Annotated in this window: 32 protein-coding genes; 4 read left to right on the forward strand and 28 right to left on the reverse strand. The window is 49.9% G+C overall.

Annotated features, from left to right (window positions below; genetic code table 11):
* The 12 genes from HNR45_RS03265 to HNR45_RS07400 all read right to left on the reverse strand — a co-directional run.
* Positions 1 to 635, reverse strand: a 635-nt coding sequence (locus tag HNR45_RS03265) for a PriCT-2 domain-containing protein (protein WP_184327540.1), incomplete at its 3' end; no start/stop codon positions are given.
* Positions 632 to 2,215, reverse strand: coding sequence for a DEAD/DEAH box helicase (locus tag HNR45_RS03270; RefSeq protein ID WP_159822564.1), 1,584 nt, complete (start codon positions 2,213 to 2,215; stop codon positions 632 to 634). The genes HNR45_RS03270 and HNR45_RS03265, both read right to left, overlap by 4 nt.
* A gap of 2 nt (positions 2,216 to 2,217) precedes the next feature.
* Positions 2,218 to 2,739 carry a DUF669 domain-containing protein gene (locus HNR45_RS03275; protein ID WP_159822566.1) on the reverse strand — a complete coding sequence of 174 codons (522 nt, stop codon included), beginning with the start codon at positions 2,737 to 2,739 and terminating at the stop codon, positions 2,218 to 2,220.
* A gap of 3 nt (positions 2,740 to 2,742) precedes the next feature.
* On the reverse strand, positions 2,743 to 3,687 hold the full coding sequence (locus tag HNR45_RS03280) for an ATP-binding protein (protein WP_159822568.1): 945 nt from the start codon (positions 3,685 to 3,687) through the stop codon (positions 2,743 to 2,745).
* A 51-nt stretch (positions 3,688 to 3,738) separates the two neighbouring features.
* A complete protein-coding gene (locus tag HNR45_RS03285; protein ID WP_159822570.1) occupies positions 3,739 to 3,906 on the reverse strand; it encodes a hypothetical protein in 168 nt (55 codons plus the stop codon).
* Complete coding sequence (locus tag HNR45_RS03290) at positions 3,903 to 4,391, reverse strand: siphovirus Gp157 family protein (protein ID WP_159822572.1); 489 nt, start codon at positions 4,389 to 4,391, stop codon at positions 3,903 to 3,905. The genes HNR45_RS03285 and HNR45_RS03290 overlap by 4 nt, the downstream gene beginning before the upstream one ends.
* Complete coding sequence (locus HNR45_RS03295; RefSeq protein ID WP_159822574.1) at positions 4,378 to 4,707, reverse strand: hypothetical protein; 330 nt, start codon at positions 4,705 to 4,707, stop codon at positions 4,378 to 4,380. The genes HNR45_RS03290 and HNR45_RS03295 overlap by 14 nt, the downstream gene beginning before the upstream one ends.
* Complete coding sequence (locus tag HNR45_RS03300; protein ID WP_159822576.1) at positions 4,700 to 4,936, reverse strand: hypothetical protein; 237 nt, start codon at positions 4,934 to 4,936, stop codon at positions 4,700 to 4,702. The genes HNR45_RS03295 and HNR45_RS03300 overlap by 8 nt, the downstream gene beginning before the upstream one ends.
* Entirely contained in the window at positions 4,933 to 5,193 is a 261-nt protein-coding gene (locus tag HNR45_RS03305; RefSeq protein WP_159822578.1) for a hypothetical protein, read from the reverse strand. Before HNR45_RS03305 ends, HNR45_RS03300 begins: the two co-directional genes overlap by 4 nt.
* 145 nt (positions 5,194 to 5,338) lie before the next feature.
* Positions 5,339 to 5,596 carry a hypothetical protein gene (locus HNR45_RS03310; RefSeq protein ID WP_159822580.1) on the reverse strand — a complete coding sequence of 86 codons (258 nt, stop codon included), beginning with the start codon at positions 5,594 to 5,596 and terminating at the stop codon, positions 5,339 to 5,341.
* Positions 5,597 to 5,600: 4 nt separating this feature from the next.
* Positions 5,601 to 5,972, reverse strand: a complete 372-nt coding sequence (locus tag HNR45_RS03315; RefSeq protein WP_159822582.1) for a hypothetical protein — start codon at positions 5,970 to 5,972, stop codon at positions 5,601 to 5,603.
* Between the two features lie 13 nt (positions 5,973 to 5,985).
* A complete protein-coding gene (locus HNR45_RS07400) occupies positions 5,986 to 6,186 on the reverse strand; it encodes a helix-turn-helix domain-containing protein (protein WP_159822584.1) in 201 nt (66 codons plus the stop codon).
* Between the two features lie 115 nt (positions 6,187 to 6,301).
* On the opposite strand from HNR45_RS07400, the gene HNR45_RS03325 reads away from it, so the two are divergent.
* Positions 6,302 to 6,583 carry a hypothetical protein gene (locus HNR45_RS03325; protein ID WP_159822586.1) on the forward strand — a complete coding sequence of 94 codons (282 nt, stop codon included), beginning with the start codon at positions 6,302 to 6,304 and terminating at the stop codon, positions 6,581 to 6,583.
* Positions 6,584 to 6,853: 270 nt separating this feature from the next.
* Here HNR45_RS03325 and HNR45_RS07405 read toward each other — a convergent pair whose 3' ends face one another.
* The gene (locus HNR45_RS07405) at positions 6,854 to 7,051 is read right to left on the reverse strand and encodes a helix-turn-helix domain-containing protein (RefSeq protein ID WP_371712914.1); all 198 of its coding nucleotides are present in this window, start codon (positions 7,049 to 7,051) and stop codon (positions 6,854 to 6,856) included.
* 144 nt (positions 7,052 to 7,195) lie between these two features.
* On the opposite strand from HNR45_RS07405, the gene HNR45_RS03330 reads away from it, so the two are divergent.
* The 3 genes from HNR45_RS03330 to HNR45_RS03340 all read left to right on the forward strand — a co-directional run bounded on the left by HNR45_RS03330 (position 7,196) and on the right by HNR45_RS03340 (position 9,584).
* The gene (locus HNR45_RS03330) at positions 7,196 to 7,837 is read left to right on the forward strand and encodes a LexA family protein (protein ID WP_159822588.1); all 642 of its coding nucleotides are present in this window, start codon (positions 7,196 to 7,198) and stop codon (positions 7,835 to 7,837) included.
* Positions 7,838 to 7,873: 36 nt separating this feature from the next.
* Positions 7,874 to 8,290 (forward strand): hypothetical protein, encoded by a 417-nt coding sequence (locus HNR45_RS03335; RefSeq protein WP_159822590.1) that lies wholly within the window; start codon positions 7,874 to 7,876, stop codon positions 8,288 to 8,290.
* Positions 8,291 to 8,441: 151 nt separating this feature from the next.
* Positions 8,442 to 9,584: a tyrosine-type recombinase/integrase gene (locus HNR45_RS03340; RefSeq protein ID WP_159822592.1), complete on the forward strand. Its 1,143-nt coding sequence runs from the start codon at positions 8,442 to 8,444 to the stop codon at positions 9,582 to 9,584.
* Positions 9,585 to 9,879: 295 nt separating this feature from the next.
* Here HNR45_RS03340 and HNR45_RS03345 read toward each other — a convergent pair whose 3' ends face one another.
* From HNR45_RS03345 to atpG, 15 genes are all read right to left on the reverse strand, one after another.
* On the reverse strand, positions 9,880 to 10,209 hold the full coding sequence (locus HNR45_RS03345) for a YkvA family protein (RefSeq protein ID WP_024047921.1): 330 nt from the start codon (positions 10,207 to 10,209) through the stop codon (positions 9,880 to 9,882).
* Between the two features lie 14 nt (positions 10,210 to 10,223).
* Entirely contained in the window at positions 10,224 to 10,460 is a 237-nt protein-coding gene (locus HNR45_RS03350) for a CsbD family protein (protein ID WP_159822594.1), read from the reverse strand.
* 89 nt (positions 10,461 to 10,549) lie between these two features.
* Positions 10,550 to 11,785 (reverse strand): hypothetical protein, encoded by a 1,236-nt coding sequence (locus tag HNR45_RS03355; RefSeq protein WP_159822596.1) that lies wholly within the window; start codon positions 11,783 to 11,785, stop codon positions 10,550 to 10,552.
* Between the two features lie 181 nt (positions 11,786 to 11,966).
* Entirely contained in the window at positions 11,967 to 12,689 is a 723-nt protein-coding gene (locus tag HNR45_RS03360) for an SDR family NAD(P)-dependent oxidoreductase (RefSeq protein ID WP_159822597.1), read from the reverse strand.
* Positions 12,686 to 13,459 carry a sulfite exporter TauE/SafE family protein gene (locus HNR45_RS03365; RefSeq protein WP_159822599.1) on the reverse strand — a complete coding sequence of 258 codons (774 nt, stop codon included), beginning with the start codon at positions 13,457 to 13,459 and terminating at the stop codon, positions 12,686 to 12,688. The genes HNR45_RS03360 and HNR45_RS03365 overlap by 4 nt, the downstream gene beginning before the upstream one ends.
* 3 nt (positions 13,460 to 13,462) lie before the next feature.
* Positions 13,463 to 14,773, reverse strand: a complete 1,311-nt coding sequence (locus HNR45_RS03370) for a divergent polysaccharide deacetylase family protein (protein WP_159822601.1) — start codon at positions 14,771 to 14,773, stop codon at positions 13,463 to 13,465.
* A gap of 131 nt (positions 14,774 to 14,904) precedes the next feature.
* Positions 14,905 to 15,492 (reverse strand): orotate phosphoribosyltransferase, encoded by a 588-nt coding sequence (pyrE, locus tag HNR45_RS03375; protein ID WP_024049086.1) that lies wholly within the window; start codon positions 15,490 to 15,492, stop codon positions 14,905 to 14,907.
* The gene (gene pyrF / locus HNR45_RS03380) at positions 15,489 to 16,205 is read right to left on the reverse strand and encodes an orotidine-5'-phosphate decarboxylase (RefSeq protein WP_024049085.1); all 717 of its coding nucleotides are present in this window, start codon (positions 16,203 to 16,205) and stop codon (positions 15,489 to 15,491) included. The genes pyrE and pyrF overlap by 4 nt, the downstream gene beginning before the upstream one ends.
* A gap of 516 nt (positions 16,206 to 16,721) precedes the next feature.
* Complete coding sequence (locus HNR45_RS03385) at positions 16,722 to 17,045, reverse strand: hypothetical protein (protein ID WP_159822603.1); 324 nt, start codon at positions 17,043 to 17,045, stop codon at positions 16,722 to 16,724.
* A 1-nt stretch (position 17,046) separates the two neighbouring features.
* A complete protein-coding gene (locus tag HNR45_RS03390; RefSeq protein WP_235020598.1) occupies positions 17,047 to 17,988 on the reverse strand; it encodes a hypothetical protein in 942 nt (313 codons plus the stop codon).
* Positions 17,989 to 17,996: 8 nt separating this feature from the next.
* Positions 17,997 to 18,944 (reverse strand): phosphodiester glycosidase family protein, encoded by a 948-nt coding sequence (locus HNR45_RS03395; RefSeq protein ID WP_075939146.1) that lies wholly within the window; start codon positions 18,942 to 18,944, stop codon positions 17,997 to 17,999.
* 8 nt (positions 18,945 to 18,952) lie between these two features.
* Positions 18,953 to 19,783: a polysaccharide deacetylase family protein gene (locus tag HNR45_RS03400; protein ID WP_024049081.1), complete on the reverse strand. Its 831-nt coding sequence runs from the start codon at positions 19,781 to 19,783 to the stop codon at positions 18,953 to 18,955.
* Between the two features lie 175 nt (positions 19,784 to 19,958).
* Positions 19,959 to 20,387, reverse strand: coding sequence for a F0F1 ATP synthase subunit epsilon (locus HNR45_RS03405; RefSeq protein WP_024049080.1), 429 nt, complete (start codon positions 20,385 to 20,387; stop codon positions 19,959 to 19,961).
* 3 nt (positions 20,388 to 20,390) lie between these two features.
* Positions 20,391 to 21,812 carry a F0F1 ATP synthase subunit beta gene (atpD, locus tag HNR45_RS03410; RefSeq protein WP_024049079.1) on the reverse strand — a complete coding sequence of 474 codons (1,422 nt, stop codon included), beginning with the start codon at positions 21,810 to 21,812 and terminating at the stop codon, positions 20,391 to 20,393.
* Between the two features lie 32 nt (positions 21,813 to 21,844).
* The gene (atpG, locus tag HNR45_RS03415) at positions 21,845 to 22,711 is read right to left on the reverse strand and encodes an ATP synthase F1 subunit gamma (protein ID WP_024049078.1); all 867 of its coding nucleotides are present in this window, start codon (positions 22,709 to 22,711) and stop codon (positions 21,845 to 21,847) included.
* Positions 22,712 to 22,713 lie beyond the last annotated feature (2 nt).

A 22,713-nucleotide genomic window follows, 5' to 3' on the forward strand; every position in this document is an offset into this window, starting at 1 on the left:
GTAACGTTGGCGTTCTTGCAGCCTTGTCCGTCCAGCGGATTAAATCGAATCCACGCGCCCGCTTCCGTGTTGTACGTTCCGATGGTGTCCGTGATGTCGTCCGGACTTCGGCGTAACGATTCAATCAGTTGTCCGGCCGTTCTGTCCCAAAATCCCATGCTCGGCAAATATCGGCCGTTTTTCGCATGGTAGCTTTCCGACACATAGCCGACATGTTCGTCCGCCTCAAATAGCGTTTCAAGATAGGTGATTAATTGTTGCGCCGGATCCCATGTGGAAGGCTCAACCAATTCCCGCCCTTCCAGCCATTCTGTTTGAATGATTTTGTAATCTTGCGTTATTTCGGCGTCCCACGCTAGCTCGTGTACGTCTTTAGCCGCCGGTTTCCAGCCGTGTTGTTTGGCAAGCATAAACACAGTCCCCGCCGTGACGGGTGTCGCGTTACCGTTAAATCCCGCCCACTTGCGGGTGCATTCTCCTTCATGGAAACGCGCCGTATCCGCCCGGCTCCAATCTTCCCAAATATGCACGGGGTAACCTTCCAGCTTCAACGCCATGCCGACATTCAGCCAGTCTTGATAATCAAGCGCGGCGGGGTCGATGCAATCAAGCGCCTTTAATATGTCGCGATTCATGACCGAATCCCCCTAATTCTTTCCCTCACTGTGGCGCTCATCTTCCATTTGTTTTGGGCAATGAAACCAATCGCCTTTGTTGCTTGGTCTTTTGTCCAGTCGCCGACGTCTTCCATGCCGTATCGCTCCAGCGTCCGGATCTGTAACGGCGTTGCCAGTCCGGCGTCCATACGCTTAAATAAGCGATTAAGAACAACGGAGGCCGCGCCTTTACATGAAATGCCCTCCGGATCAACGCCCAATTTTCGTAATGTTTGCGCCTGTTTTTCCGTAACCGGCTCGCGTTCCCATGCAAAGTCGGGTTCATAATCAAGCAGCATGCCGCCGCCGATAGAAAATTCAAATTGCATAACATTGACGGTCTTACTCTTTTTCGTGCTGTTTTTTTCTAGCAGGTCTTTCATTGCCTGCTCGCGCTCTTTGACAATGTCGCGATCGACTTCATCGGCAAGTTCCAACAGGTCCAGCTGTTCTCCGTCCGCATCGGTAAGTTTTTGCGTGATTCGCGTCAGTTTTTCTTCTTTATCGGCGACAATGTCAGCCGGTCGGCATAGTTCCATTCGCCCTGACTGCCACAAAAAGTCCAGCAATAATAAATCTTTTTTGTTCGGCGCCGGACGCGTTCCCCGTCCCACCATTTGCACGTAAAGGCTTCGGATCTTAGTTGGCCGCAAAATGACAATGCAATCCACGGCCGGACAGTCCCAACCTTCCGTCAATAACATAGCGTTACAAAGTACGGAATATTTACCGCGTTCAAAATCACGGATAATCTCCGCACGGTCAGCCGATTCGCCGTTCACTTCCGCCGCGGCTATGCCGATATCCTGCAACGCTTTTACCATCTTTCGACTTGTTTCAATGAGTGGCAAAAACATGACTATTTTGCGGTCAGAAGAAAGCGGTTTGACTTCTCGCGCAATCTCCGACAAATACGGTTCAATCGCGTGCCCGCTATCGCCGGCCGCATAATCGCCGCCGGATCTGCCAACTTGACTGATGTCAATTTTTAGCGGTATCTGTTTCGCGATAATCGGCACGAGATAACCTTGATTAATCGCCGTAATGGTCGAATATTCAAAGGCTAACGAATCAAATATTTCACCCAGTTTCTTTTTGTCGCCGCGATCCGGTGTCGCCGTTACGCCTAAATATTTCGCTTGGAAATAGTCAATAATACGTCGATATGTGGGACTTAGCGCATGATGCGCTTCATCAATAATAACCGTGTCGAAATGGTCATGCTCAAAGGCTTGTAAACGGCTTTCTCTTGATAGAGTCTGCACGCTTGCAATAGTGATCGGCGCCATACTGTGAAGGCTCGTTTGCGTGCCTTTTTCAAGCGCCGTCATGCACCCTGTCAGCGTTTCAATCTTTTCCGCCGCTTGGTTCAATAATTCTTCACGATGCGCAAGTACCAGCACCCGCTTGCCGGCTGCTACAATGCGCCGTACAATTTCGGAAAAGATGACGGTTTTGCCCGTTCCGGTCGGGCAAACGAGCAACGTTTTCGGTCGCCCGTTCGCCCACTCCGCGAACACCGCTTTCACCGCTTGTTCTTGGTAGTCGCGTAGTTGCATAATCAGAACGGCGGGTTCGTGTTATCGGCGGCCGCCTTAACGAACGCCAATAATTCCTTGTCGTTCGGCGCGAGATAGCGGGTAATCTCATTGCGCCACCGTGTTTGTCCGTCACGGTTTGTGTATGCTTTTTTCTCTACCTTCACATAGCCGCTTTTACCAATCGCGCCGTCAAAGTCAATGCGCGCCCGTTCGTTTTCTTTCTTCATGCCGAGTGATAAAAAGAATTGCCCGATTTTCCACTCTAAATCGTTACGTAATACGAGATTATCGAAGGCGCGCACGTTGCGTTGCCCGTCGGATAATTCGAGCGTTAATTTCGCCATGTTACATGGCGGAAATTTCTCATTGCCGCGCGTCCGCGTCTTTTCGTATTCTTTGACGGTAAACATGTAAATGCCGTTTTCAAACGGATCAAAATTATTACTGTCTTGGGTGATTTCATCTCCCCAACCTAATTCACGCACTTGTTGTTCTCCGTTCGGTGTGTTGGCGAATTGTTTCCAGTTGGCTGCTTGTTCCATTTGTTATTCTCCTTTAGTTTCTTTAATGACGGACACAACGCTGTCCCAATTTTTAATCAAGTTGTTTTCTATAAATTCGGTCGGGTACATTTCCAACCGTTTTGATGCCGGATAATATCCTGCTTTTTCAACGGCCGCACGTACCTGTTTATCAGTTACATCTGCGTCGATCATCAGCTTTACCAGCCGCGGGTCGATTTCCCGCTTAAATCGGTTCGGAATAATGTTCTCCAGCGGTTCATACGAAAGCGGGAAAGACGGCGGTAAATCGTGCCGATTTTTCGCGTCATAGGCAGGTGTGTGCGTGGTATACACGGTTCGTTTCCCGCCGGTCGCTCTGTACTTTTCCGTACCGTTCACGTTGTACACTTTTGTTTCATAGTTGATGAATAAAAGCATGTCCGCCCACTCTTTGATGATCGGCGCCGTTTGTGATGCCGTCCGTTTACCTAATTTCAATTCGTAACGGTCATACGCGCCCGCTTCTCCCGGCTGCTCGAATTTACGAATTTGCGCGTGTGCCGTCAGAACTACATTCAAGCCGGCCGCGATAATCTCGTTTAACGACTTAATAAATTGCTCAAATTCTTCCCGGACATAGGTGTAGCCGGTACCGTAGCCAAACGATTCAATGTTGGTCTTATCGTGCTTTTTGCAGACGTATTCGATGCATAGCATTTCCGCCCAGTCGACGGTATCAATAACGATGGTGCCAAAGTCATCAACGGCCGGATCTTTCGGAATACGCGCAATCATTTCTTTCAGCTCTTCCCATGTTTGCGGTACGGGCAAGCGCGCGACGTCCATGTGCGCCGTGCCGCCTTCCGTGTCAATGAATAAAGGCGCGGGAAATTGCGATGCTAATGTGGATTTGCCGATGCCCTCAATACCGTAAATCACAATGCGCTGCGCCCGTTCTTGTTTGCCGCGTGTAATTTGAAATGACAAGTTGTTTTCTCCTTTCTTAAATACCTAACGCGTCTCTCATTTTTTAGTTACTCAAACACCACGCTTTTTCCCCATTTCCATAACTACATCAGTTAATACGACTATTGCCCGTTCAAGCCCGTTTATTTCTTCTACTGAGCACGATCTTCGTGCGGTTAGAAGGCTGTTATAAATTTCTGTTGCGAATGATAACCGCTCTTTTATTTTTGCTTCCGTCATTCAAACACGACCCCCTGTCGCTGCTCAAGGCTTGCGCCCGTGACCTCATCGCCGTTTTGCAAGGCTTTTTTGATCGCAATTTTGTCAATGCTCATCGTTATCTTTTCTTTGATGTATTCTTTAGGCAATAGCCGCTCATCAGTGACCACCACGCGCGGCAGAAATTTCCGACGCTTGAATGTAAATTGATCGCCTTTTGCCTTGTCTTTACCCATTGCCGTTAAAAAGTTAGCGGCTATGTTAGTTACCCGTTCTTTTGTCCGTCCTGCTCGTGCTTTCAATTTTTTAAGCCGTTCTATTTCTGTGTCGATCTTGACCTCATCGCCCTGTGCCTCAAGGAAAATCGCCGATAACGCGTCAATTTTTACGGTTATAGCGTCATTTATTGCGTCGAACGTGTCGGCGACTTCTTCCGGCGTGACCTCCTCATTTTCCAGCGCGGCTTGTAATTCTTTGTACATTTCCGTCAATTCATACATGCGCATTGTTGTCCGCCTCGCTTTCACGTTTCGCCCGCCATTGTTCGTCCTCAATCAGTCGGGAGATCATTTTTTCCATACCCTCCACGACTTTCAAGATTCCTTCGCCCTGTCCGCGAATGTATTCCAGCGACTTTTCGTCAAAGACGTCCATGTTGCCTTCGAATTCCATTAAGTGCAGACCGATCGCGCTCCACGCGGCCAATTCGCCGGCTATTGACCGACCGACCGCCTTTTGATTGATTAGTTTTTCTATGCTATAATTTTGGTGAATGCTGTTGTTTGCGTCCGTTCCCGCGGACGCATTTTTTATTTCAGTCATAATATTCTTCCTCCGCATCTTCAGAAAAAATAACGTCCCAGCTGTCAATTTCGAAGTTATCGATGTTGCCCATAATGCTATCCTCGTAGTAGTCGATTTTTCCGTCAATTTCTTCTTCATCGTCAGCCGTTACCTTAATAGTCGCCGTGACTATTGCTTTTACTTGCACCGTGTAAACCTGTGTTGTAGGTATTACGTGCCGCTCCAGCACCATCGGATTTTCGATCATCTCGTCACCTCCTCAAGATCAACGCATAGGCTCACCAGCGCGCCGCCGCCGATAATCGCGCCCCAGCTTTTCGCTAAATACTTAAGCGCCACCGAATAATCGACGTATAGCTCCACGTCAGCCGTGATTAAGTTTGCCGCACCTATTAACATAAGCGCTCCGCCGATAGCCGCCCCGATAGTCCGCCAATGCTCATGAATGAAAATCAGCGCTAATACCAGCCTTTGAACGGCGGTCAATTTTCTACGCCTTTTCATTTCTTTTCACCTCTTTCATCGCTTTTATACGCTATCCCCCGGCGCTCGCATTCGCTCTTTATTACCAGCATTACCGAAGTCACCGCGGCGATAAAAAATGCGCCGAATAGAAGCAGAATAAAAATCAGATCCAATAGCGATAATGTCATTTTTCCAACCTCTTTTTCGCCTTGAGGCTTTGCGTCGTCACAAGATAATCAATGAATGCGCCCGCATTGATAAGACGCATGCCCGGATAGCTGATGATTTTATCGTCGTATTTCCCACTTGCCTCCATCATCGCCGCATGTTCGCGGATCTTTGTGTCGCCGAGGCCTACGAATTTTTTCAGCCCGCTTGTTTTGCACCAAGTATCGCCGGCGGCAATAAGCACCGGACCATCTATCAGTTGAACATCTGCCATTTTTTTACGCCTCCTTTTTGTCGCGAATGTACCCGCCGATCTCCTCCGAAAAGTAATCAGAAAGACGGATTGTAAATCCATACAAACCGTGCTTATCATATAATCTCACTCCGTCGAACAGGGTTTGGGTGATACAATCGTTCGGGGCACTAATATCAATAATTCCCAATTCGAGCAAAAAAAGCTGATTTGCGGTCGGCGAATAGTATCGACCACGCAAAGCGTTCACACGGTCATTAAAAACATCAACGAGCGTAACCCCAGGTTCCGTACGCGCCATGTAAAACTCAATTTCTGATAACACGTTTTGTTGATCCGGTTCGAGCGACGTTTTCGCGGTTTGATATGCTTCCCATTGTTCGGCTGTTGCCGTCATTTTTTAGGCCTCCTTAACTCTTTTTCTTAAACACAATCTCAATTCCCAGCGCTGAACATATCCGCTCTACCGTGCTGATCATCGGAGAATGCATTTCCAATTCCAACTTTGAAATCATTTCTCTTGACAGCCCGCATTCTTTCGCTAACCTGTACTGCGTCCACCCTTTTTCATTTCGTGCGTTTTTCATCACATCTACAAAATGTTGACCCATATACAACCATCACCCCCTATATCTTGTGAAATATGTTTGACTATTAAACTATTTGGCGATATAATCGTCTCGGATAGGTTTACAAACAATTTTTCCAGAAAGGAGGTGTGTTTGCATGGTATATCTCATTTCCTACGACCTGAATAAATCCGGACAAAATTATGACAAACTGTACGACGCGATCAAGAAATGTAGCGCATCATGGTGGCATTACCTTGATTCCACTTGGCTCATAGACACTTCTTATTCAGCATTAGAAATACGGGAAATTATCCGAAAATGTGTTGATGCAAATGATTCTTTCATTGTTATTGAAGTAACACGCAACTATGGCGGATTGTTGCCCGAAAAAGCCTGGGACTGGATTTATAAGCACTTAGGATTTTCCGCCGCTTAACTCAAAACATTGATCTGTGTTTACGAAAAGAGTACAGTCGCATCTGTGCTCTTTTTGTATGTCAGCCGCCATTTGCACGATCTCCTTAACTTGCGATGCGCGATAAGCTGTCGCCTTGATGTGAACATTAAGCCCTTGCTTACGTTGCCTTTTGAATGGCTTTCTCTTTGGCATCTTTTCTCACTTCTTTCTTCGTCTTATATGTCTTGCGGCAAACTCTTTAACGGTTAACTCGTTCATGCTTCACCTCCTCATCTATAGAATTAAATTCTAGTTTTTGGGCAAAAAATTAATATTGTCAATCGGTATCTTATAGGCTTGCGAAATTCGTTGCTGGAACAATGCGCTTACACGCCACGGCTCTTTTTCCCACCGAATTAAAGTGTCCTTACCGATACCGATTTTTGGCGCCGCTTGCTTAATAGTAAGGCTAGCATTTACGCGCGCCGCTCGTAATGAAATTTGCACTTTTTCACCTCCGTTCCTTTATCTTGGTTATAGTATAATCTAGAATTTTGCGCTAGTCAAGACTTTTTTTCTACTTTTTTCAAAAAAATATTGACCGTTCAAGAATTTTAATCTATACTATTCATAAAAGGAGCGGATCTAGATATGTTAGAGACTGAAATTCGCGCTATTTTTAGCCGCAACTTAAAAATGTATATGGAAGTCCACGGCCTTAACAACGTAGAATTAAGCCGCATTGTTGGCGTATCTGAAAGCACCGTCGGCAAGTGGCTGCTTCAAAAGTCTTTGCCGCGCATGGGTGTTGTTGAACAACTTGCCAACTATTTCAAAATTAATAAATCGGACTTGTTGGAAGATAAGGGCAAGATGGTTTCAATACCAGACGACCCGAATGTTTTCGCGCCTAAATTAAAAAAAGTCCCCTTATTGGGAACTACTGCGGCCGGTGAACCGATATTGTCGGAAGAACATTTTGAAGGTTATGTCGGAACAACGGCAAACGCCGATTTTTGCTTACGTGTTACCGGCGACAGCATGACTGGCATCGGCATTTACGACGGCGACACGGTTTTCGTCAAGTCACAAAATGAGGCGGAATCCGGTCAAGTGGTAGTCGTGCGCATCAACGGCGACGCCGTTACTCTTAAACGTTTCTATCGTCACGCCGGAAGCGTTATTTTGCAGTCAGAAAACCCCGCCTATCCGCCTATGATATTCAACGCCAACAACTGTGACGATTTCCGTATATTGGGCCGCGCTATCATCAAGCAGAGTATTATTAAATAATTATTTTTGTGCGCATGTAAAGGGGGGCACGTAAAAATGGATACTATTTTGGAGTGGGCTGTTATTATTGGCGCGTCTTATGCGATATACAGTCAGTATCAAAAGCAAGCGCTTGCGAATAAACCACTTTATTCAAAACGCACTTACGCCTTAATAGAAACCGCCGTGGCTATTATTTTCTTTGTGTTGTTAGCCATTGCGGGGAGCTATTGGTCGTCAGCGTATGGACACCGATTCAACGCAACCGCCTTTGAGTATAGCGCGTTTTACAGGTGGCTAGCGCTAGATCTAGTAATAATTAACGCTGTTTTTACTTACTTTTATAGCCGCTCGCTTAAATGGTCAACGATCAAATCAACAATAATGGCACTGTTGACATTGTTTATATTTGGCGCACCAATATCATTTTTGATGATTATATTTTCAAAGCCGAAACAAGCACTAAATAATTAAATAAATTAAAAGCGGGACGCTACCAACGCCCCGCGGAGAGATGCGCCAACCGTGGCATTAGGAGATGCAGAAACGGCGACGCGGACAGAAACACGCCCGAAATGGGCTGTTTTCTGTATGTTTAATTATATCATAATAAGGAGGAAAAGCCATGTATGTCGAGGAGAGAAGATCTAAAAGCGGCCGGATCTCTTACCGTGCCATTGAAACGTACATTGACCGCCTAACCGGGACGCGTCGGCGCGTGTCGGTTACGATGGATAAAAAGACGAATGCGACCATGAAATGGGCAACCGCCGAATTACAAAAGAAAATCGACGAGGCTCAGGAAACAAAAGCGGCAAAGAATATCACGCTCGCGGAACTGTTAAAAGAGTATGCGGAATACCGTGCGCCTGATGTTAGACCGACAACACGGCGCGCGCATGCGGATTATATCAAGCGGCTAATTAAGATATTTCCCGATAACGTTTTAATATCGGCGCTTACTTTGCCGATTATACAAAAGGCATTTATTAAAATACGCGACTTGTCCGGCATTACTGTCGGCATGACCGCCTCATTTTTTAAGCAATCCATGAAGTACGCTAAACGAATGAAGTATATAACAGATATAAGTTTTATCCACGAGATGACCGTTTCCGGACGCGCAAAAACAGTTGACGATGTAAAACGCGCGCGGGAAAAGTTTTTGACGCGTGAAGAGTTGGCGGAAGTACTGCAGAAAGTACATGAAATAAAACCGCGTTACGCCCTTATGCTTGAATTTATCGCGCTTACCGGCTTACGCGTCGGCGAATGTTCCGCGCTCCGGTATCAAGATTTTGACGGCGAAAACATTGATATAAACGGCACGATTTCACAGGCCGTTAGGCTTTCCGCTAAAGAAATAAAAACGCCGCCGAAAACGCTATCATCATTCCGAACTGTGGCGCTCAATAGCCGCGCCATTGAAATTCTAAAACAGATCCGCATTGAAAACATGAAAGCGGCCGCATGGAATAAAGGTAAATACACAGAAAAAGGCTACTTTTTTACAACGTCGACGGGCAACCCTATCCGCTTTGCCAACATAAACCGCACGCTCCGCTCGCTTAAATTGCCGCGTCATATTTCAACGCATGTATTCCGCCATACTCATATATTTTTATTGGCGGAGTTAGGCGTTCCGCTTAAGACGATCATGGAGCGCGTCGGGCACATTAACCCAAAAACGACGCTTGCCGTTTATTCGCATGCAAGTGAAAAAATGCATCGTGAAGCCGCCGACAAGCTCGACGAAATATCAATGTAGCTGTGGGGGAACAATGGGGGAAAATTTAACGATGAAAACGAAAATGCTACGATGAAAGCGAAAACACAAAAGCCTATAACGGCGGTCTTTGCGACGGTTATAGATATTGCACGATGACAACAAAAACGGTAATAATTATATGATCTCGATCGCGGTCAAAAACGCCGACGCACGTTACCCGGTCTGCCACCGCTCGCGCCGCGCGAACCTGAAAAAACGCAGTAACTTTATCCGACCGTCGGCCGGCATGTACCGACAAAACAAAAAGCGCTTACCCAAGGGTAAGCGCTTTTTCTCAACCCGGAAAAAATTTTTTGGCCTTCATCACATGTTCCGGCTGGATATATTTATCGGCAATTTTCATTGCCCCGGCGACAACCGCCGCATCATCCAACCAGCCGATGCCGGTAATAAAATCCGGTAAGAGGTCGCCCGGCGTAATCATATACCCCAGCGCCCCCAAAATGGCAAGCCGTACAAAATTCGGTGTCCGCGAGTCACGCAGACAATAAAACAAGACAACTGCCTGACGCAAGAATCCCGCTCGTCTGCCTAACGTTCCGAAATAGCCTAAAAACTTTTTGGCCGAATACATACGGAATAAGAGTTTGAACAATCCTCCCATAGAAATGTCCCCCCTTACTTCGTTGCTTCGTGAATTTCCTGTTTTACCTTTTCCGCAGCGTCTTCGACAGTTTGTTTGGCGTCGGCATAAGCGCCTTTTGCTTTCGCGCCGTATTCGTCCGCTTTCGCTTTGGCTTTATCGGCCAATTCGCCGCCGTCCGGCTCCGCTTTTTCCGCTTCGTATCTGGCTTTGGCCGCCAGTTCTTCCGCTTTTGCTTCGGCTTTCATTTTCATGTTATCCAAGTCGCTCATCAGAGTTCCTCCCCCCGGGCCGTGCCCGTTTCAAAATAGATTCCGATTATTTCTTTGCTTTGCCTTCTGCACGCGATCTGCCGCGGCAATTATTTTTGATCTTTCTGTTCTTTTTTGATTTCTTCCGTACGAGCCTCGACTTTGTCCTTGAATGTCTCCGCCTTGTCGGCTGCTTCTTCTTTCGCTTCTGCGGCCTTCTCTTTCGCTTCCTCCGCTTTTTCCTGCACGCGGTCCTTTAATTCTTCCGCTTTATCGGCCGCATCTTCTTTCGCTTCCGCGGCTTTCTCTTTGGATTCGGCCGCTTTTTCCTGCACGCGGTCCTTTAATTCCGCCGCCTTATCGGCCGCTCCTTCTTTTACTTCGGCGGCTTTCTCTTTCGCTTTGGCCGCTTTTTCCTGAACGCGGTCTTTTAATTCCGCCACTTTATCTTCGGCTTTAGCCTGCCAATCCACGGATTTTTCTTTCACTTCATCCGCTTTTTGTTGGGCTTGATCTTTCAGTAATTCCGCACGCAATTTGGCATCGGCACTAGCTTCATTAACGCGTTCTTTAAGTTCGACCGCCAATTCTCCCGCCGTGTCTTTAGTCACTTCAAAGATGCCTTTTGCCAACGCTTTTTTATCGTCAATCTGCGCCTGCGATACACCGAAAGTCAACAGTAATTCCGTCAACGCTTTGTCGGCCGTGCCCAAGAATTTGTGTACTTTGGCCTGACCGGCATAGTCTTCCATAAAGTCTTGCGTTTCGTCGCCCAACGGCTCGTCTTTTTTGACATCGTTGGCGATTTCTTCCACTTTTTCCCGACCTTCCTGTTTCAGGTCTTCAAATTTTTCCACATACGGTTTGATATCGAGCGGCAAGCCGTCTTTAATCCACGACTGCGCCACACGACCAACACCGTAGGTGACGGAAACGGCGACCGGCAAACCGACTCCCGGAATCGGAATCATCATCGCGGCGATAGAGCCGACGACACGCGCGCCGAACGCGCCGAGAAAACTCATAATGGTACGATCCGAAAGATTGACATCGTACACTTTCGCCAGTCGGCTGATCATATATACTTCATTGGCCATCAAAGCGATTCCGCCCAAAAACGGCGTCATCGAAATGACACCCGCGCGCGCGGCGCCCCAGCGGATTAAATTTTCCGCTTCCAGGTCGCGTTCATCATGAACGACCGGCGCTTCCGGCGCCACCGGTTTCGTTTCCACTTGCGGTGCCGGGACATGCGCCCCTAATTTTTCCACGTCTTCCTGCGCTTGCGCCGTCGGACGAATGTCTTCATGCTCCGGATTCTTAATTTTTCGTTTGTCTTTTGACATATGATTCACCCCTTCGCAAAAATAATTCTTCTGTCTTTATTGTACCACAATTGCCGCTAAGTGACCCCAAAGGCCACTAAAAAAACACAGTTTAATACGATACTAATGAATGTATACCGCGTTTTTTCAAAGACCGTTTTTATGCCTGTTACTCATCCGCAAGCAACGCTCGTTCGCTGCCTTACCATGCAGTGAGACCACCGTCCACCGGAATGCCCGCGCCGGTGATGAAGGATGCGCTCGGCGACAGTAAAAAAGCAATCACTTCCGCGACTTCGTCTGCCGTCGCGATCCGTTGCAAAGGATACTGCGCCGCCATCTCCGCGCGATCCGTCGGCGTTTGCCATTGCGCTTGGGTTAACGGCGTCTCGGTATCACCGGGTAAAACCGCATTCACCCGTACCCCGTAAACCGCCATTTCGAGACTCCAAGAACGCGTAAAAGCAAGCACTGCTCCCTTAGTGGCCGCATAAAGCGAAGCGGCGATATTCCCGTTGACCGCAGCGTCGGAGGCTACCGTAACGACCGCGCCGCATGTCTCACGTAAGTAGGGAGTCGCCGCGCGGCAGCAACGAATCGTGCCGTAAACGTTCGTGGCGAAAAGTTCCTCCAGTGTGGCTTCCGTTTCCTCACTTAAAAGTGCTTCATGATAAATACCGGCGCTGGTGACCAATCCGCCGATCGGACCGTACTGCGCCGCTTGCGCAAAAATGGTTTCCGCCGCGCTCGGCTCGGCCACATCTCCCTGCAAAAATCGGGCGGCCGGAACTTGCGCCAAGGCGGCCGCGCCGCGTTCGGGATCACGTCCTACTAAAAGAGGAAGAAAGCCTGATGCAGCCAAAATTTTCGCCGTAGCAAGCCCGATGCCCGACGTCCCGCCGGTGATTACAATACTTTGCTTCATGCGCCCCAGTACCCCCATGCAAGCTTGATGATCAACGCACCGACAATCAGCAGAAACAGCAATCGCACAAAGCCGCTGCCGCGCACCATTGCCGTGCGCGCGCCGGCATATCCGCCGGCCACCATGCCCAACGCCATCGCCAAACCGTAACCGAAATGCACCTGTCCCCACAACAGGAAGAATACTAAACTGCCGCAATTGCTGGCCGCATTCAGGCAACGACTGTTACCCGCCGCCTGGACAAAATCAAAACCCATGGCGACAAACGCCATCATCATAAACGATCCGGTCCCCGGACCGATAAAGCCGTCATAAAAAGCGCAGCCCGCCGCTGTCAGCATCGCCGCCAGCCAAACATTACGACTCCGACCGCGATACGTAGATTGGCCGCCCCAGTCCTTTTTAAAAAGAACGACCAGCGCGACGATCACCAAGGCGCCGATAATCACCGGTTCAAAGGCGAACGAGGCGATTTGCATAATGACATACGAACCGAGCATCGAGCTGAGAAAAGCCAGCGGTAACAAATATACCACCAGCTTTTTTTCGACCATGCCCCGCCGCCAGAACGTGGTGCTTGAGGTCAAAACTCCCGCGATCGCGGCCAGTTTGTTCGTTCCGAGCGCCACCGTCGGCGGAAGTCCCGTCAGCAACATGACCGGCAGCGAGATCAAACCGCCGCCGCCGACCACACTGTCAATAAAGGCAGAAATAAATCCCGCTGCGATTAATGCCAGTAAAAGCAAAATATCTGTAGAAAACAGTTCCATCCGTCATCCTACCAATTGCGAAACATAGACTAGTTCAATGCCTTGCGCTTCCAGCTCCGGTACCATTTGACGCACCGCTTCCGCCGTATTCGGGCGGCAGTGTCCGATTACCAGCGCCGATCCGTCGAGTTGCGCCATGGCGGCCGCTTGCCGCAAACGTTCACAAATGGCCGCGACGCTGCTGTCATTATCGATAAATAATTCGTTTCTGCGCGTCGCGATCCCCATTTCACCCGCCAACGAACTGCCGATCGAATCGGCTGAGGTGGCGCTGTCGACATAAAAGAGGCCGCGATCTCTGAGAATTTGCAATACGGGCAACATAGCACCGCGGTCGGCGGTAAATTTTGAACCTTGGTGGTTGTTGACACCGACCGCTCCCGGTACTTGTGCCAGCGCCGCTTTGGTACGACCGGCAATATCCGTTACCGACATCGTGGTCAACAGAGTGCCCGCTTCCATACCGCTGCCGGAAACAGGCTCCATCGGCAGATGCAACATGATTTCAAAGCCCTGCTCTGCCGCTTGCGCTGCCGCCGCACTCGTATTCGCCATGTTCGGCATGATGGCCAGCGAAAACGGCCGGCCGATGGATGCGTATACCGCCTGCGCGTCCAGATTGGTACCCGCATCGTCAATCAGGATCGCCAGTTTCGCCGTCTTGCCGGCGACCGGTGTCGCCTTTGGTGTTTCCGGCGGCGCGGTGGCCTGCGGTGCTTCCGTACCGGCGGCCTGCGTTGCTTTGACCGGATACACATATAGATGCGCGATAATCATCGTAATTTCATCCTGTTTCGGACGATCTTTCAGCGTCACTTCATACCGTTCGACGGCATCTTCGTGCCAGGTATCTTCATGCGCTTCGCTGAGTGTTACTTTTCCCGCCGTATCGGGCAAGGCATCGATGAGTTTCGGTAAATCCAGCGGTCGGCTCGGTGTGACGACCAAGTTGCGCGCCGACCAGTGAATACGGCCGCCGGTTTCTTCCCATTTCACTTCTTTTTTGACCGGCGTTTCCCCTTCCACTTTCGCGCCTTCGGCTTCCAATTTCGCCACCAGACGTGTCGCCAAATTGTCGATGGCCGGACGATAATCGGCAGTGCTTTGCGTGACTTGCGGTTTCTGCGGCAACGGTTTGGCCTTTTCCTCCGCTGCCCGATTCGAGTCATGCATGCCGAAATACCACCACGCCCCGCAAGCGACGGCGATAAACAGCAATACCACCCACAGGGAAAAACCGCGGCGGCGTTGCGTAAGCGATCCCTTCGGATGACTTCGTCCCGCGGGACGCCGTCCTTTTCTTTGTTGCGCCATAGTCAGCTCCATTTCCTTGCACTAACCCTCTTTTATCTCTTCTTAGCCCTATTGTAACTGCGAAAACAAAACGCTGCAATAAAAAAAGCCCTTGCGATCGCAAAGGCTTTCCGCAAAGCGGATTTTTCCGGTTATGCTTTTAAATGTTTGCTGCCGCGTTCCGTCAACGGTGTTCCTTCTTGGCAAAGTGGGCAATCTTCCGGCGCGTACGTCTGCACGTCCAGTTTTAAAAGCGCCTGAACCTTTTCATTCGGCACGCCGAAATCTGCGCGACCGCCCGACCGATCGACCAATAAGCCTACGCCGACTATCTCCGCGCCCGCCGCCTTGACCACGTCGACGACTTCACGCACCGAGCCTCCGGTCGTCACGATATCTTCGACAATCAGCACGCGTTCCCCCGGCGCGAGCTTGAAACCGCGACGCAACGTCATCTTGCCGTTTTCGCGTTCCGTAAAAATCGCCCGCGTGCCGAGCGCCTTGCCGACTTCATGCGCGAGGAGAATACCGCCCGTCATCGGTCCCAAAACCGTATCCACTTTTTGATCCGCGAACCGCGCCGCGAGTTCTTTACACAACGCTTCCGTATACCGAGGCTGTTGCAGCACGTTAAACTTTTCGACATATAGCGGGCTGTGCAATCCCGATGTCAGTAAAAAATGTCCTTCCAAAATGGCTTTTGTTTCCACTAATAATTGACGTACTTCCTGTTCGTTCATTTGCTTTCCTCCATCTCGGCAATAATCGTTTGCGCCGCCGCTTTGGGATCATCCGCTTTCGTAATCGGTCGGCCGATGACCAGGTACGAAGAACCGGCCGCCAGGGCATCTTTCGGTGTCATAATGCGTTCCTGATCATCCAGCGACGCAAACGCGGGACGAATGCCCGGTGTCACCAACAGAAAATCCGGTCCGAGTAAAGCGCGCAAACGGGCCGCTTCCTGCGGCGAGCAGACCACCCCATCAAGCCCCGCTGCCTGCGCCAATAACGCGAGCTTTTCCACATGCGTGACGATCGGCACCGTACCGCCGATTTCCTCCCACCCGGTTTCGGAAAAACTCGTCAGGGCCGTAATGCCCACCAGACGCGGGCGTTCGATACCGAGTTCCGCCGCCGTTATTGCGGCAGAACGAGCCGCCGCCTGCATCATTTCCCGGCCGCCCTGCGTATGCACGCTTATTAAATCCGCTCCTAAGCGTGTTAACGCCGCCACCGCCTGCGCGACAGTATTCGGTATATCATGCAGTTTTAAATCCAAAAATACATGTTTTTTATGCGTTTTTAAGTAATCCAGAGGCAAGGTTCCCGCACTGTAGAAAAGTTCCATCCCGACTTTGTAAAAAGATACCGACTCGCCCAACGTATCGACAAGTGTCTTCATCTCCGCCGGTGACTTCACGTCTAAAGCGGTAATCAAACGCGATCTGCTCATCCTGCCTCCATCATATCCTAAAATAAAAAACTTCTCCCGCCGGGAGAAGTCATCCAAAACAATTTATTCTTACATTGCCGCCGCTGTCCTTTCCGGTCTCCCGTACCGGATTAAAAGACAAGTTTGGGCAAAAAAAGAGGTCGCGGTAGCGACCTGCTCGGATCAGAACTGAATACCGAAGTAATTCAGAGCCATCATAACTAAAGTTCCCATTGCGCATGTCCTTTCTTTGCTAACCATGGTACCTATCACTAGGCTCCGTTACCACTGTAAATCATTGTTGTGCAATGGCCTTTAGGATCTCTTCTAAAGGTTAGCTAAAGTATAAAACACGCAATGCGGAATTGCAAGTCTTTTTTACAAAAAACAGAGCTTTTTTTTACGCCTTTTATAAACAGTCCCTCACCATATGCCACAAGGCTCGGCAGTATTTTTCAAAAAAGGCTACCAATGGGCGCTTCAGCCCATTATAAAAAAGTTAAACACAAAGTTTTTCATAACTTCCAGTAAATTTTTTCAGGTTCGATTTTGATGTTTTTTCGGCTCGGTGACGAGCACAATATTGCGTCCGTCACGACGCGCTTCGATCGAAAAATCGACGATTTCGTCTTTGTAGTAGTCAAGCTTGACTTCCAGCAACAATTTGCCCAGACGCTCTTCGAGTTCGGGTGTCAAAAAGCCGCGGTGAAACGAGTCGGTGGTTGTCGATTGCCTTGTCGTCGCGCGAGTGTTTGCCTGTGTTTGGGACGATCTTGTCGCCGTCGTCCGTTTAGCATTGACACCCGCGGCACGCAGCATGTCCGCATCGGTTCTGTCCTTCGGAATTTTATATTTCGCCATATTACTCCTTCTTCTTCGTTGGTTGATCGTTGGCGGTCATGCCTTCGCCTTCCCGCTGCTGAGCGTAGTTGATCGTGACCTGCGAAAACGGTACCGGTTCGGTGAGTTTGGCGATGGTCGTGAAGCCGACGCCCAAGTACCCGCGCGCCAATTCAATGGCGTTTCCTTTGGAATCCACTTTCGCCGCATAAATGGCTTTACTTTGGTCGACGCCGATCAAACGATAAAAGCCCGGCGGAGAAATCGTGCGCCAGGAGCTGTCGCTGCCGTTAAATGCGTACATGATACCTTCATCGGCATCATCATAAAAGAATACGTCTTCGTCATAAAACACGCCGATCCGACCGATATTTTCCGCTTGGACATAAATGCGGCGCGTATCGTAGTTCGCGTCGGTACGGTAAATGCGGTAGCGTTCATCGGCAACCTGCATCTTCATATAAACGGCATTGGTCGCCGTCGAATACGCCATCGACGTGACTTTCGATCCGGCCGGTACATTTTCAATCGGCGTGTCCAGTTCATGATCGGGCGTTTCCGGATTGTACTGCGCGATGATAATGTCATCGGTCCCTCTCGCGTCGGGATCAAAGAGCGCCATTAAGATCAGGTTCCGATCCGGCAACCATTCAAAGAATGATACTTCGCGCTTTTTCAGATCGATCACCTGAGTATTTTGTTTATCCTGTGCATCATAGACGGTCACGGATGTCGGCGTGACCATCGCCATGTAACGACGATCATGCGAATAGTACCGGGAACCGCTGCCTTCCACTTGTCCGAACCGATCCGAATCCGGCTGCTGTTTCTCTTCGGACATGCCGCTGACGTAAAAACCGGAGTCCGGCGCGAACAGGTATTGGTCCAAATAAAGATAGACTGCTCCCTGCAGCAAAATTCCGGCGGCAAACGCCACAAGCCATGTAGTACGAAGCGATTTCACAACATTCCTCATTTCACAATAAACGCGGTCGGAATCATCCGTTCGCCCAAAAGATCGGCCGGCTTATTCACGACTTTGCCATTTAAATACAGTGTGGAGCTCGAGCCGCCGTCCAAGTTGGCGGCAATGTAGGCGCCCTGTTCATACATGATATTTTGCACGTCCGCCAGCGACGCGCCGACGGAGTAGCCGACCTGGCGACCGTCAATGACGAGAAATAAAACGGTGCCGTCGCGACGTTGACCGATAGCGGTTCGCGGACCGATGCCCCAGCCGCCGTCACCGTGCGTAATCGTTTTCTGTCCGTTAACGACCAAGGGCGGTCCGAAAGTAATACCCTCGATCACGCCGAGCCGACGAAGCTCCGCTTTATTGTACGTGCCGGCAATCAGGTTGCCGCTATCGCTAAAGCCGATAAAATCGACTTCTTCTTCATCATCGACCTTCTCGCCCAAAAGGTATTTGCCGTCATGCAAAATAAAACCGTAAGGCAAGCGTCCCGTGCCCGTGCCGTTGGGATCGTAAAAACCGCCGCCGTTGATCGCGGCCACCGCGTCATTATTGCGGGCGATATTACTGGTCGTATCGCCTTTTTCATTGATATCCGCGGCGGTAGCGACTTGGATTCGTTTCGGATTCGGGATCTCCAAAAGATACCCGACGAAACGATCCGATTCAATTTTTTGCAATTTCAGCGTTTTATCTTCACGCACTTTGAAATTGAAAATATCCTGTTCCGGCACCGCCTGGACACGTCCCAAAATGCGGTCCAGTTCCTGCTGATCAAACAGCCAGGTGATGTAGTGCGGATGGCGCGAGCGCACAATCGCGCCAACGACCGCCTGCTTCAAATTCGCAAACGGGCCGAACAAAACGACAATCGGGCTTGTGATGACGAAAAACAGCAGCGTCACCAGCAGCCACCGTATGCCGATATGATTCCACCAATGTTTCATAGAGCTCCTTATAACGAACGGTACTGATCCGTGGTCAACCGTTCTTCAAAATGTTCCAAATCCACGCGATTACCGATCCAAATCCGGCGGACGGTAAGCGGATCATCACCGACATGCACACGGCCCGGATCCATCGTCACCGCCAACGTAATGCCGTTCTCCTGTAAAATGCCAAGCAGCGTATTATTGTACAAACCGTACGGATAACAGAAGTACGTATTTTCAATGCCCAAATGCTCCGCCAACGCCTGTTGTGACAACGTGACCTCTTCCCGCTGCGTCTTGGCCGGAAGGTAAGTCGTCTGCGGATGCGAAAAAGTATGGTTCGCCACCGTCACGCCCGCAGCGTGCATTTCTTTGAGCTGTTCCCAAGTGACGCGACCGGATTTGCCGACATCATTGGTAACGACAAAAATCGTCCACGGAAAACCGAATTCTTTCATGAGCGGATACACGATTTCATAGTTATCGAGATAGCCGTCATCAAACGTAATGCAAACGGGTTTTTCCGGCAACGGCGTACCGTGACTGATATACTCATCCAATTGTTGCAATGAGATCGGATGGTAGCCGTTATCTTTTAAAAATTGCATTTGCGCTCGAAAATGATCCGGAGCCAGCACCGCGTCATTATTCGCAAGATCGGCAATCATATGGTACATCAAAACAGATACGCCGTTTTTCACCGGCTCCTCGGCCGGCGGAGCCGTTGCGGCCTTGACCGGCTCGGCGTCATGCGCCGTCGTGTTCGTAACAGGATCATGTTGGCAACCGGCCAGCAACATCATCGCCATCAGCATGGTAACGACCAGACCCCAGCGCCAAATCTTTTTTTGCATCGTATTCTCTCCCACTGCCCGCCGTGTCTATGTGCAGATAAAAGTTTACTTTTTACGGGCGAATGTAATTACTCCTTATTTTACTATACAGAGCGCCGCATTTCAAACCGCAGCGCGACAGTCTTCCTATATAACGGCACAAAAAAAGAGCGTCTTTCAAGACGCTCTTTTTTGATCAACTTTTGAGTTTGGTCGCACCGGCGACTTGCAAACGAATCAATGCACGTTGCAAAGCCAGTTCGGCACGCTCATAATCGATATTCTTATCCTTGGATTCCAAACGAGACAGCGCACGATCGCGCGCTTTGATCGCTCGTTCGATATCGATATAGTCCGCCGTTTCCGCCACTCGGGAAGTAATCGTAACCACGTTGTCTTTGACTTCCATGAAGCCGCCGAATACGGCGATTACAATTTCTTTACCGTCTTTTTTAATGCGGATCGGCCAAACCTTCAATGCCGCTACTAATGGGGCATGATCGCGCATGATCCCGAACTCACCGTCAAGTGCGCGTGCGACCACCAAATCGACGCCGTCTTCACTGAAAACAGTGCCGTCCGGCGTGATGATGTTGACGCGCATTCCCGCATCATTCGTGGCCATGGGTTATTCCCCTCTCAGCGTTTTTGCTTTTTCAATGGCTTCTTCGATGGTCCCTACCATGTAGAATGCGTTTTCCGGCAGATCGTCGTGACGACCTTCGAGAATTTCTTTGAAGCCGCGAATCGTATCCGCGAGCGCAACGTATTTACCCGGCGAGCCGGTGAATACTTCCGCTACGTGGAACGGTTGACTCAGGAAACGTTGAATTTTACGTGCCCGAGCAACGATCAGGCGGTCTTCGTCGGAAAGTTCTTCCATACCGAGAATGGCGATAATATCCTGCAATTCTTTGTAGCGCTGCAGAATTTCCTGGACGCCGCGAGCGACTTCGTAATGTTCCTGACCGATAATCAACGGATCCAAAATACGGCTGGTAGAATCCAACGGATCCACGGCCGGATAAATACCGAGCTCGGAAATCGCACGGGACAGAACCGTCGTCGCATCCAAGTGCGTAAATACGCCCGCCGGCGCCGGGTCAGTCAAGTCGTCGGCCGGTACATATACGGCCTGAACGGACGTGATCGAACCTTCTTTGGTTGACGTAATACGTTCCTGAAGTTCACCGATATCCGTTGCCAACGTCGGTTGGTAACCAACGGCGGAAGGCATACGGCCCAAGAGTGCGGATACTTCGGAACCGGCCTGAACGAAGCGGAAAATATTATCAATGAATAAGAGTACGTCCTGGTGTTCTTTATCACGGAAATACTCCGCCATTGTCAAACCGGTTAAACCGACACGCATACGTGCTCCCGGCGGTTCGTTCATCTGGCCGTAAACGAGTGCGGCCTTGCTGATAACACCGGATTCTTTCATTTCGTTCCACAAGTCGTTGCCTTCACGTGTACGTTCGCCGACGCCCGAGAAAATCGAGTAGCCGCCGTGTTCGGTCGCAACGTTGTGGATCAATTCCATGATCAATACCGTCTTGCCGACGCCTGCGCCGCCGAACAAACCGATCTTACCGCCTTTTACGTACGGCGCGATCAAGTCGACGACTTTAATGCCGGTTTCCAAAATATCGGTCGACGGGGACTGATCTTCAAATTCCGGAGCCGGTCGATGAATCGGCCAATATTCTTTAGCCTGTACTTCTTCGTCTACTTTGTCGACAGTGCGACCCAAGACGTTAAAAATACGTCCCAAGACACCCTGGCCTACCGGTACCGAAATCGGTGCACCTGTGTCCACCGCTTTCGTGCCGCGGGTCAGACCGTCAGTCGAACTCATCGCAACGCAGCGGACGACGCCGTCGCCCAAGTGTTGCATAACTTCCGCCACAATATCAACGGGCACCTGACCGTTTTCATCTTTGATTTCAATCGCGTTGTAAACGGCCGGCAACTCTTGATCAGCACGGAAGGCAATGTCGACCACGGCACCAATGACCTGGATGACTTTTCCTTCTTGTAAATTGCTCATGAAGAGGGCTCTCCTCCTTAATTCGTTGTCTATTATTCGAGTGCATTCGCGCCACCGACGATTTCCGTAATTTCATTGGTAATCGCCGCTTGCCGCGCCTTGTTGTAGTGCAATGTCAAATCATCGATGAGATCGGACGCGTTGTCCGTCGCGCTCGTCATCGCTGCCATCCGCGCGCCCAATTCACTGGCGGCGGCTTGCAGAAGCGCATTGTAGATGATTACTTCCAAATATTGCGGCAACAGTACGGAAAACACTTCTTTTGCATCCGGCAGGAATTCGTAATCAAACTCGTCTGCCGGTAAATTCTCGTCCACTTCCGGACGGGCAATCGGAAGTACCGTTTGTGCCGTCGGTTTTTGGCGCAATGCGGAGTAGAAATGCGTGTAGACGACAATCACTTCATCGACTTCGCCGTCAATAAAACGTTGCGCCATACGATGCGCCAATTCGCGTGCATGATTGTACGTCGGCCGATCCGAGAAACCTTCATACATATCGAGCAGTTCATAGCCGCGATGTGCCAGGTATGTTTTCGGGCGGCGACCTACGGTAACAATCTCATACGTTTCCGCAGCCTTGTCATGCACAATACCGGTAAATTCTTTCATCAGGTTCGAGGTGTAACCACCGGCCAGGCCTTTATCCGCACCGATTACAAGGTAAGCGGTACGTTGGACCTCACGTTCTTCCAAAAGCGGACTTTCCAAGCCTTCTTCGGTATTGGCTACAATATGTTGCAGCAGTTCCCGAATTTTATCCGCGTACGGACGGGTCCCTAACGCCTTTTCTTCGGCACGACGCAAGCGGGCGGCGGCAACCATCTTCATGGCTTTGGTGATCTGCTGAATGTTGGTTACGCTACGAATCCTACGTTTGATTTCGCGTGTGCTGGCCATTC

Origin of the sequence: Negativicoccus succinicivorans, from assembly GCF_014207605.1 — a bacterium.
Classification (GTDB): Bacteria; Bacillota; Negativicutes; order Veillonellales; family Negativicoccaceae; genus Negativicoccus; species Negativicoccus succinicivorans.

Bases quoted from the DNA above. Each gene is read 5' to 3' on its own strand.
- HNR45_RS03270 (WP_159822564.1), bottom strand. From the start codon at position 2,215: ATGCAACTACGCGACTACCAAGAACAAGCGGTGAAAGCGGTGTTCGCG.
- HNR45_RS03275 (WP_159822566.1), bottom strand. From the start codon at position 2,739: ATGGAACAAGCAGCCAACTGGAAACAATTCGCCAACACACCGAACGGA.
- HNR45_RS03285 (WP_159822570.1), bottom strand. From the start codon at position 3,906: ATGACGGAAGCAAAAATAAAAGAGCGGTTATCATTCGCAACAGAAATT.
- HNR45_RS03290 (WP_159822572.1), bottom strand. From the start codon at position 4,391: ATGCGCATGTATGAATTGACGGAAATGTACAAAGAATTACAAGCCGCG.
- HNR45_RS03295 (WP_159822574.1), bottom strand. From the start codon at position 4,707: ATGACTGAAATAAAAAATGCGTCCGCGGGAACGGACGCAAACAACAGC.
- HNR45_RS03300 (WP_159822576.1), bottom strand. From the start codon at position 4,936: ATGATCGAAAATCCGATGGTGCTGGAGCGGCACGTAATACCTACAACA.
- HNR45_RS03305 (WP_159822578.1), bottom strand. From the start codon at position 5,193: ATGAAAAGGCGTAGAAAATTGACCGCCGTTCAAAGGCTGGTATTAGCG.
- HNR45_RS03310 (WP_159822580.1), bottom strand. From the start codon at position 5,596: ATGGCAGATGTTCAACTGATAGATGGTCCGGTGCTTATTGCCGCCGGC.
- HNR45_RS03315 (WP_159822582.1), bottom strand. From the start codon at position 5,972: ATGACGGCAACAGCCGAACAATGGGAAGCATATCAAACCGCGAAAACG.
- HNR45_RS07400 (WP_159822584.1), bottom strand. From the start codon at position 6,186: ATGGGTCAACATTTTGTAGATGTGATGAAAAACGCACGAAATGAAAAA.
- HNR45_RS03325 (WP_159822586.1), top strand. From the start codon at position 6,302: ATGGTATATCTCATTTCCTACGACCTGAATAAATCCGGACAAAATTAT.
- HNR45_RS03330 (WP_159822588.1), top strand. From the start codon at position 7,196: ATGTTAGAGACTGAAATTCGCGCTATTTTTAGCCGCAACTTAAAAATG.
- HNR45_RS03335 (WP_159822590.1), top strand. From the start codon at position 7,874: ATGGATACTATTTTGGAGTGGGCTGTTATTATTGGCGCGTCTTATGCG.
- HNR45_RS03340 (WP_159822592.1), top strand. From the start codon at position 8,442: ATGTATGTCGAGGAGAGAAGATCTAAAAGCGGCCGGATCTCTTACCGT.
- HNR45_RS03345 (WP_024047921.1), bottom strand. From the start codon at position 10,209: ATGGGAGGATTGTTCAAACTCTTATTCCGTATGTATTCGGCCAAAAAG.
- HNR45_RS03350 (WP_159822594.1), bottom strand. From the start codon at position 10,460: ATGAGCGACTTGGATAACATGAAAATGAAAGCCGAAGCAAAAGCGGAA.
- HNR45_RS03355 (WP_159822596.1), bottom strand. From the start codon at position 11,785: ATGTCAAAAGACAAACGAAAAATTAAGAATCCGGAGCATGAAGACATT.
- HNR45_RS03360 (WP_159822597.1), bottom strand. From the start codon at position 12,689: ATGAAGCAAAGTATTGTAATCACCGGCGGGACGTCGGGCATCGGGCTT.
- HNR45_RS03365 (WP_159822599.1), bottom strand. From the start codon at position 13,459: ATGGAACTGTTTTCTACAGATATTTTGCTTTTACTGGCATTAATCGCA.
- HNR45_RS03370 (WP_159822601.1), bottom strand. From the start codon at position 14,773: ATGGCGCAACAAAGAAAAGGACGGCGTCCCGCGGGACGAAGTCATCCG.
- pyrE (WP_024049086.1), bottom strand. From the start codon at position 15,492: ATGAACGAACAGGAAGTACGTCAATTATTAGTGGAAACAAAAGCCATT.
- pyrF (WP_024049085.1), bottom strand. From the start codon at position 16,205: ATGAGCAGATCGCGTTTGATTACCGCTTTAGACGTGAAGTCACCGGCG.
- HNR45_RS03385 (WP_159822603.1), bottom strand. From the start codon at position 17,045: ATGGCGAAATATAAAATTCCGAAGGACAGAACCGATGCGGACATGCTG.
- HNR45_RS03395 (WP_075939146.1), bottom strand. From the start codon at position 18,944: ATGAAACATTGGTGGAATCATATCGGCATACGGTGGCTGCTGGTGACG.
- HNR45_RS03400 (WP_024049081.1), bottom strand. From the start codon at position 19,783: ATGCAAAAAAAGATTTGGCGCTGGGGTCTGGTCGTTACCATGCTGATG.
- HNR45_RS03405 (WP_024049080.1), bottom strand. From the start codon at position 20,387: ATGGCCACGAATGATGCGGGAATGCGCGTCAACATCATCACGCCGGAC.
- atpD (WP_024049079.1), bottom strand. From the start codon at position 21,812: ATGAGCAATTTACAAGAAGGAAAAGTCATCCAGGTCATTGGTGCCGTG.
- atpG (WP_024049078.1), bottom strand. From the start codon at position 22,711: ATGGCCAGCACACGCGAAATCAAACGTAGGATTCGTAGCGTAACCAAC.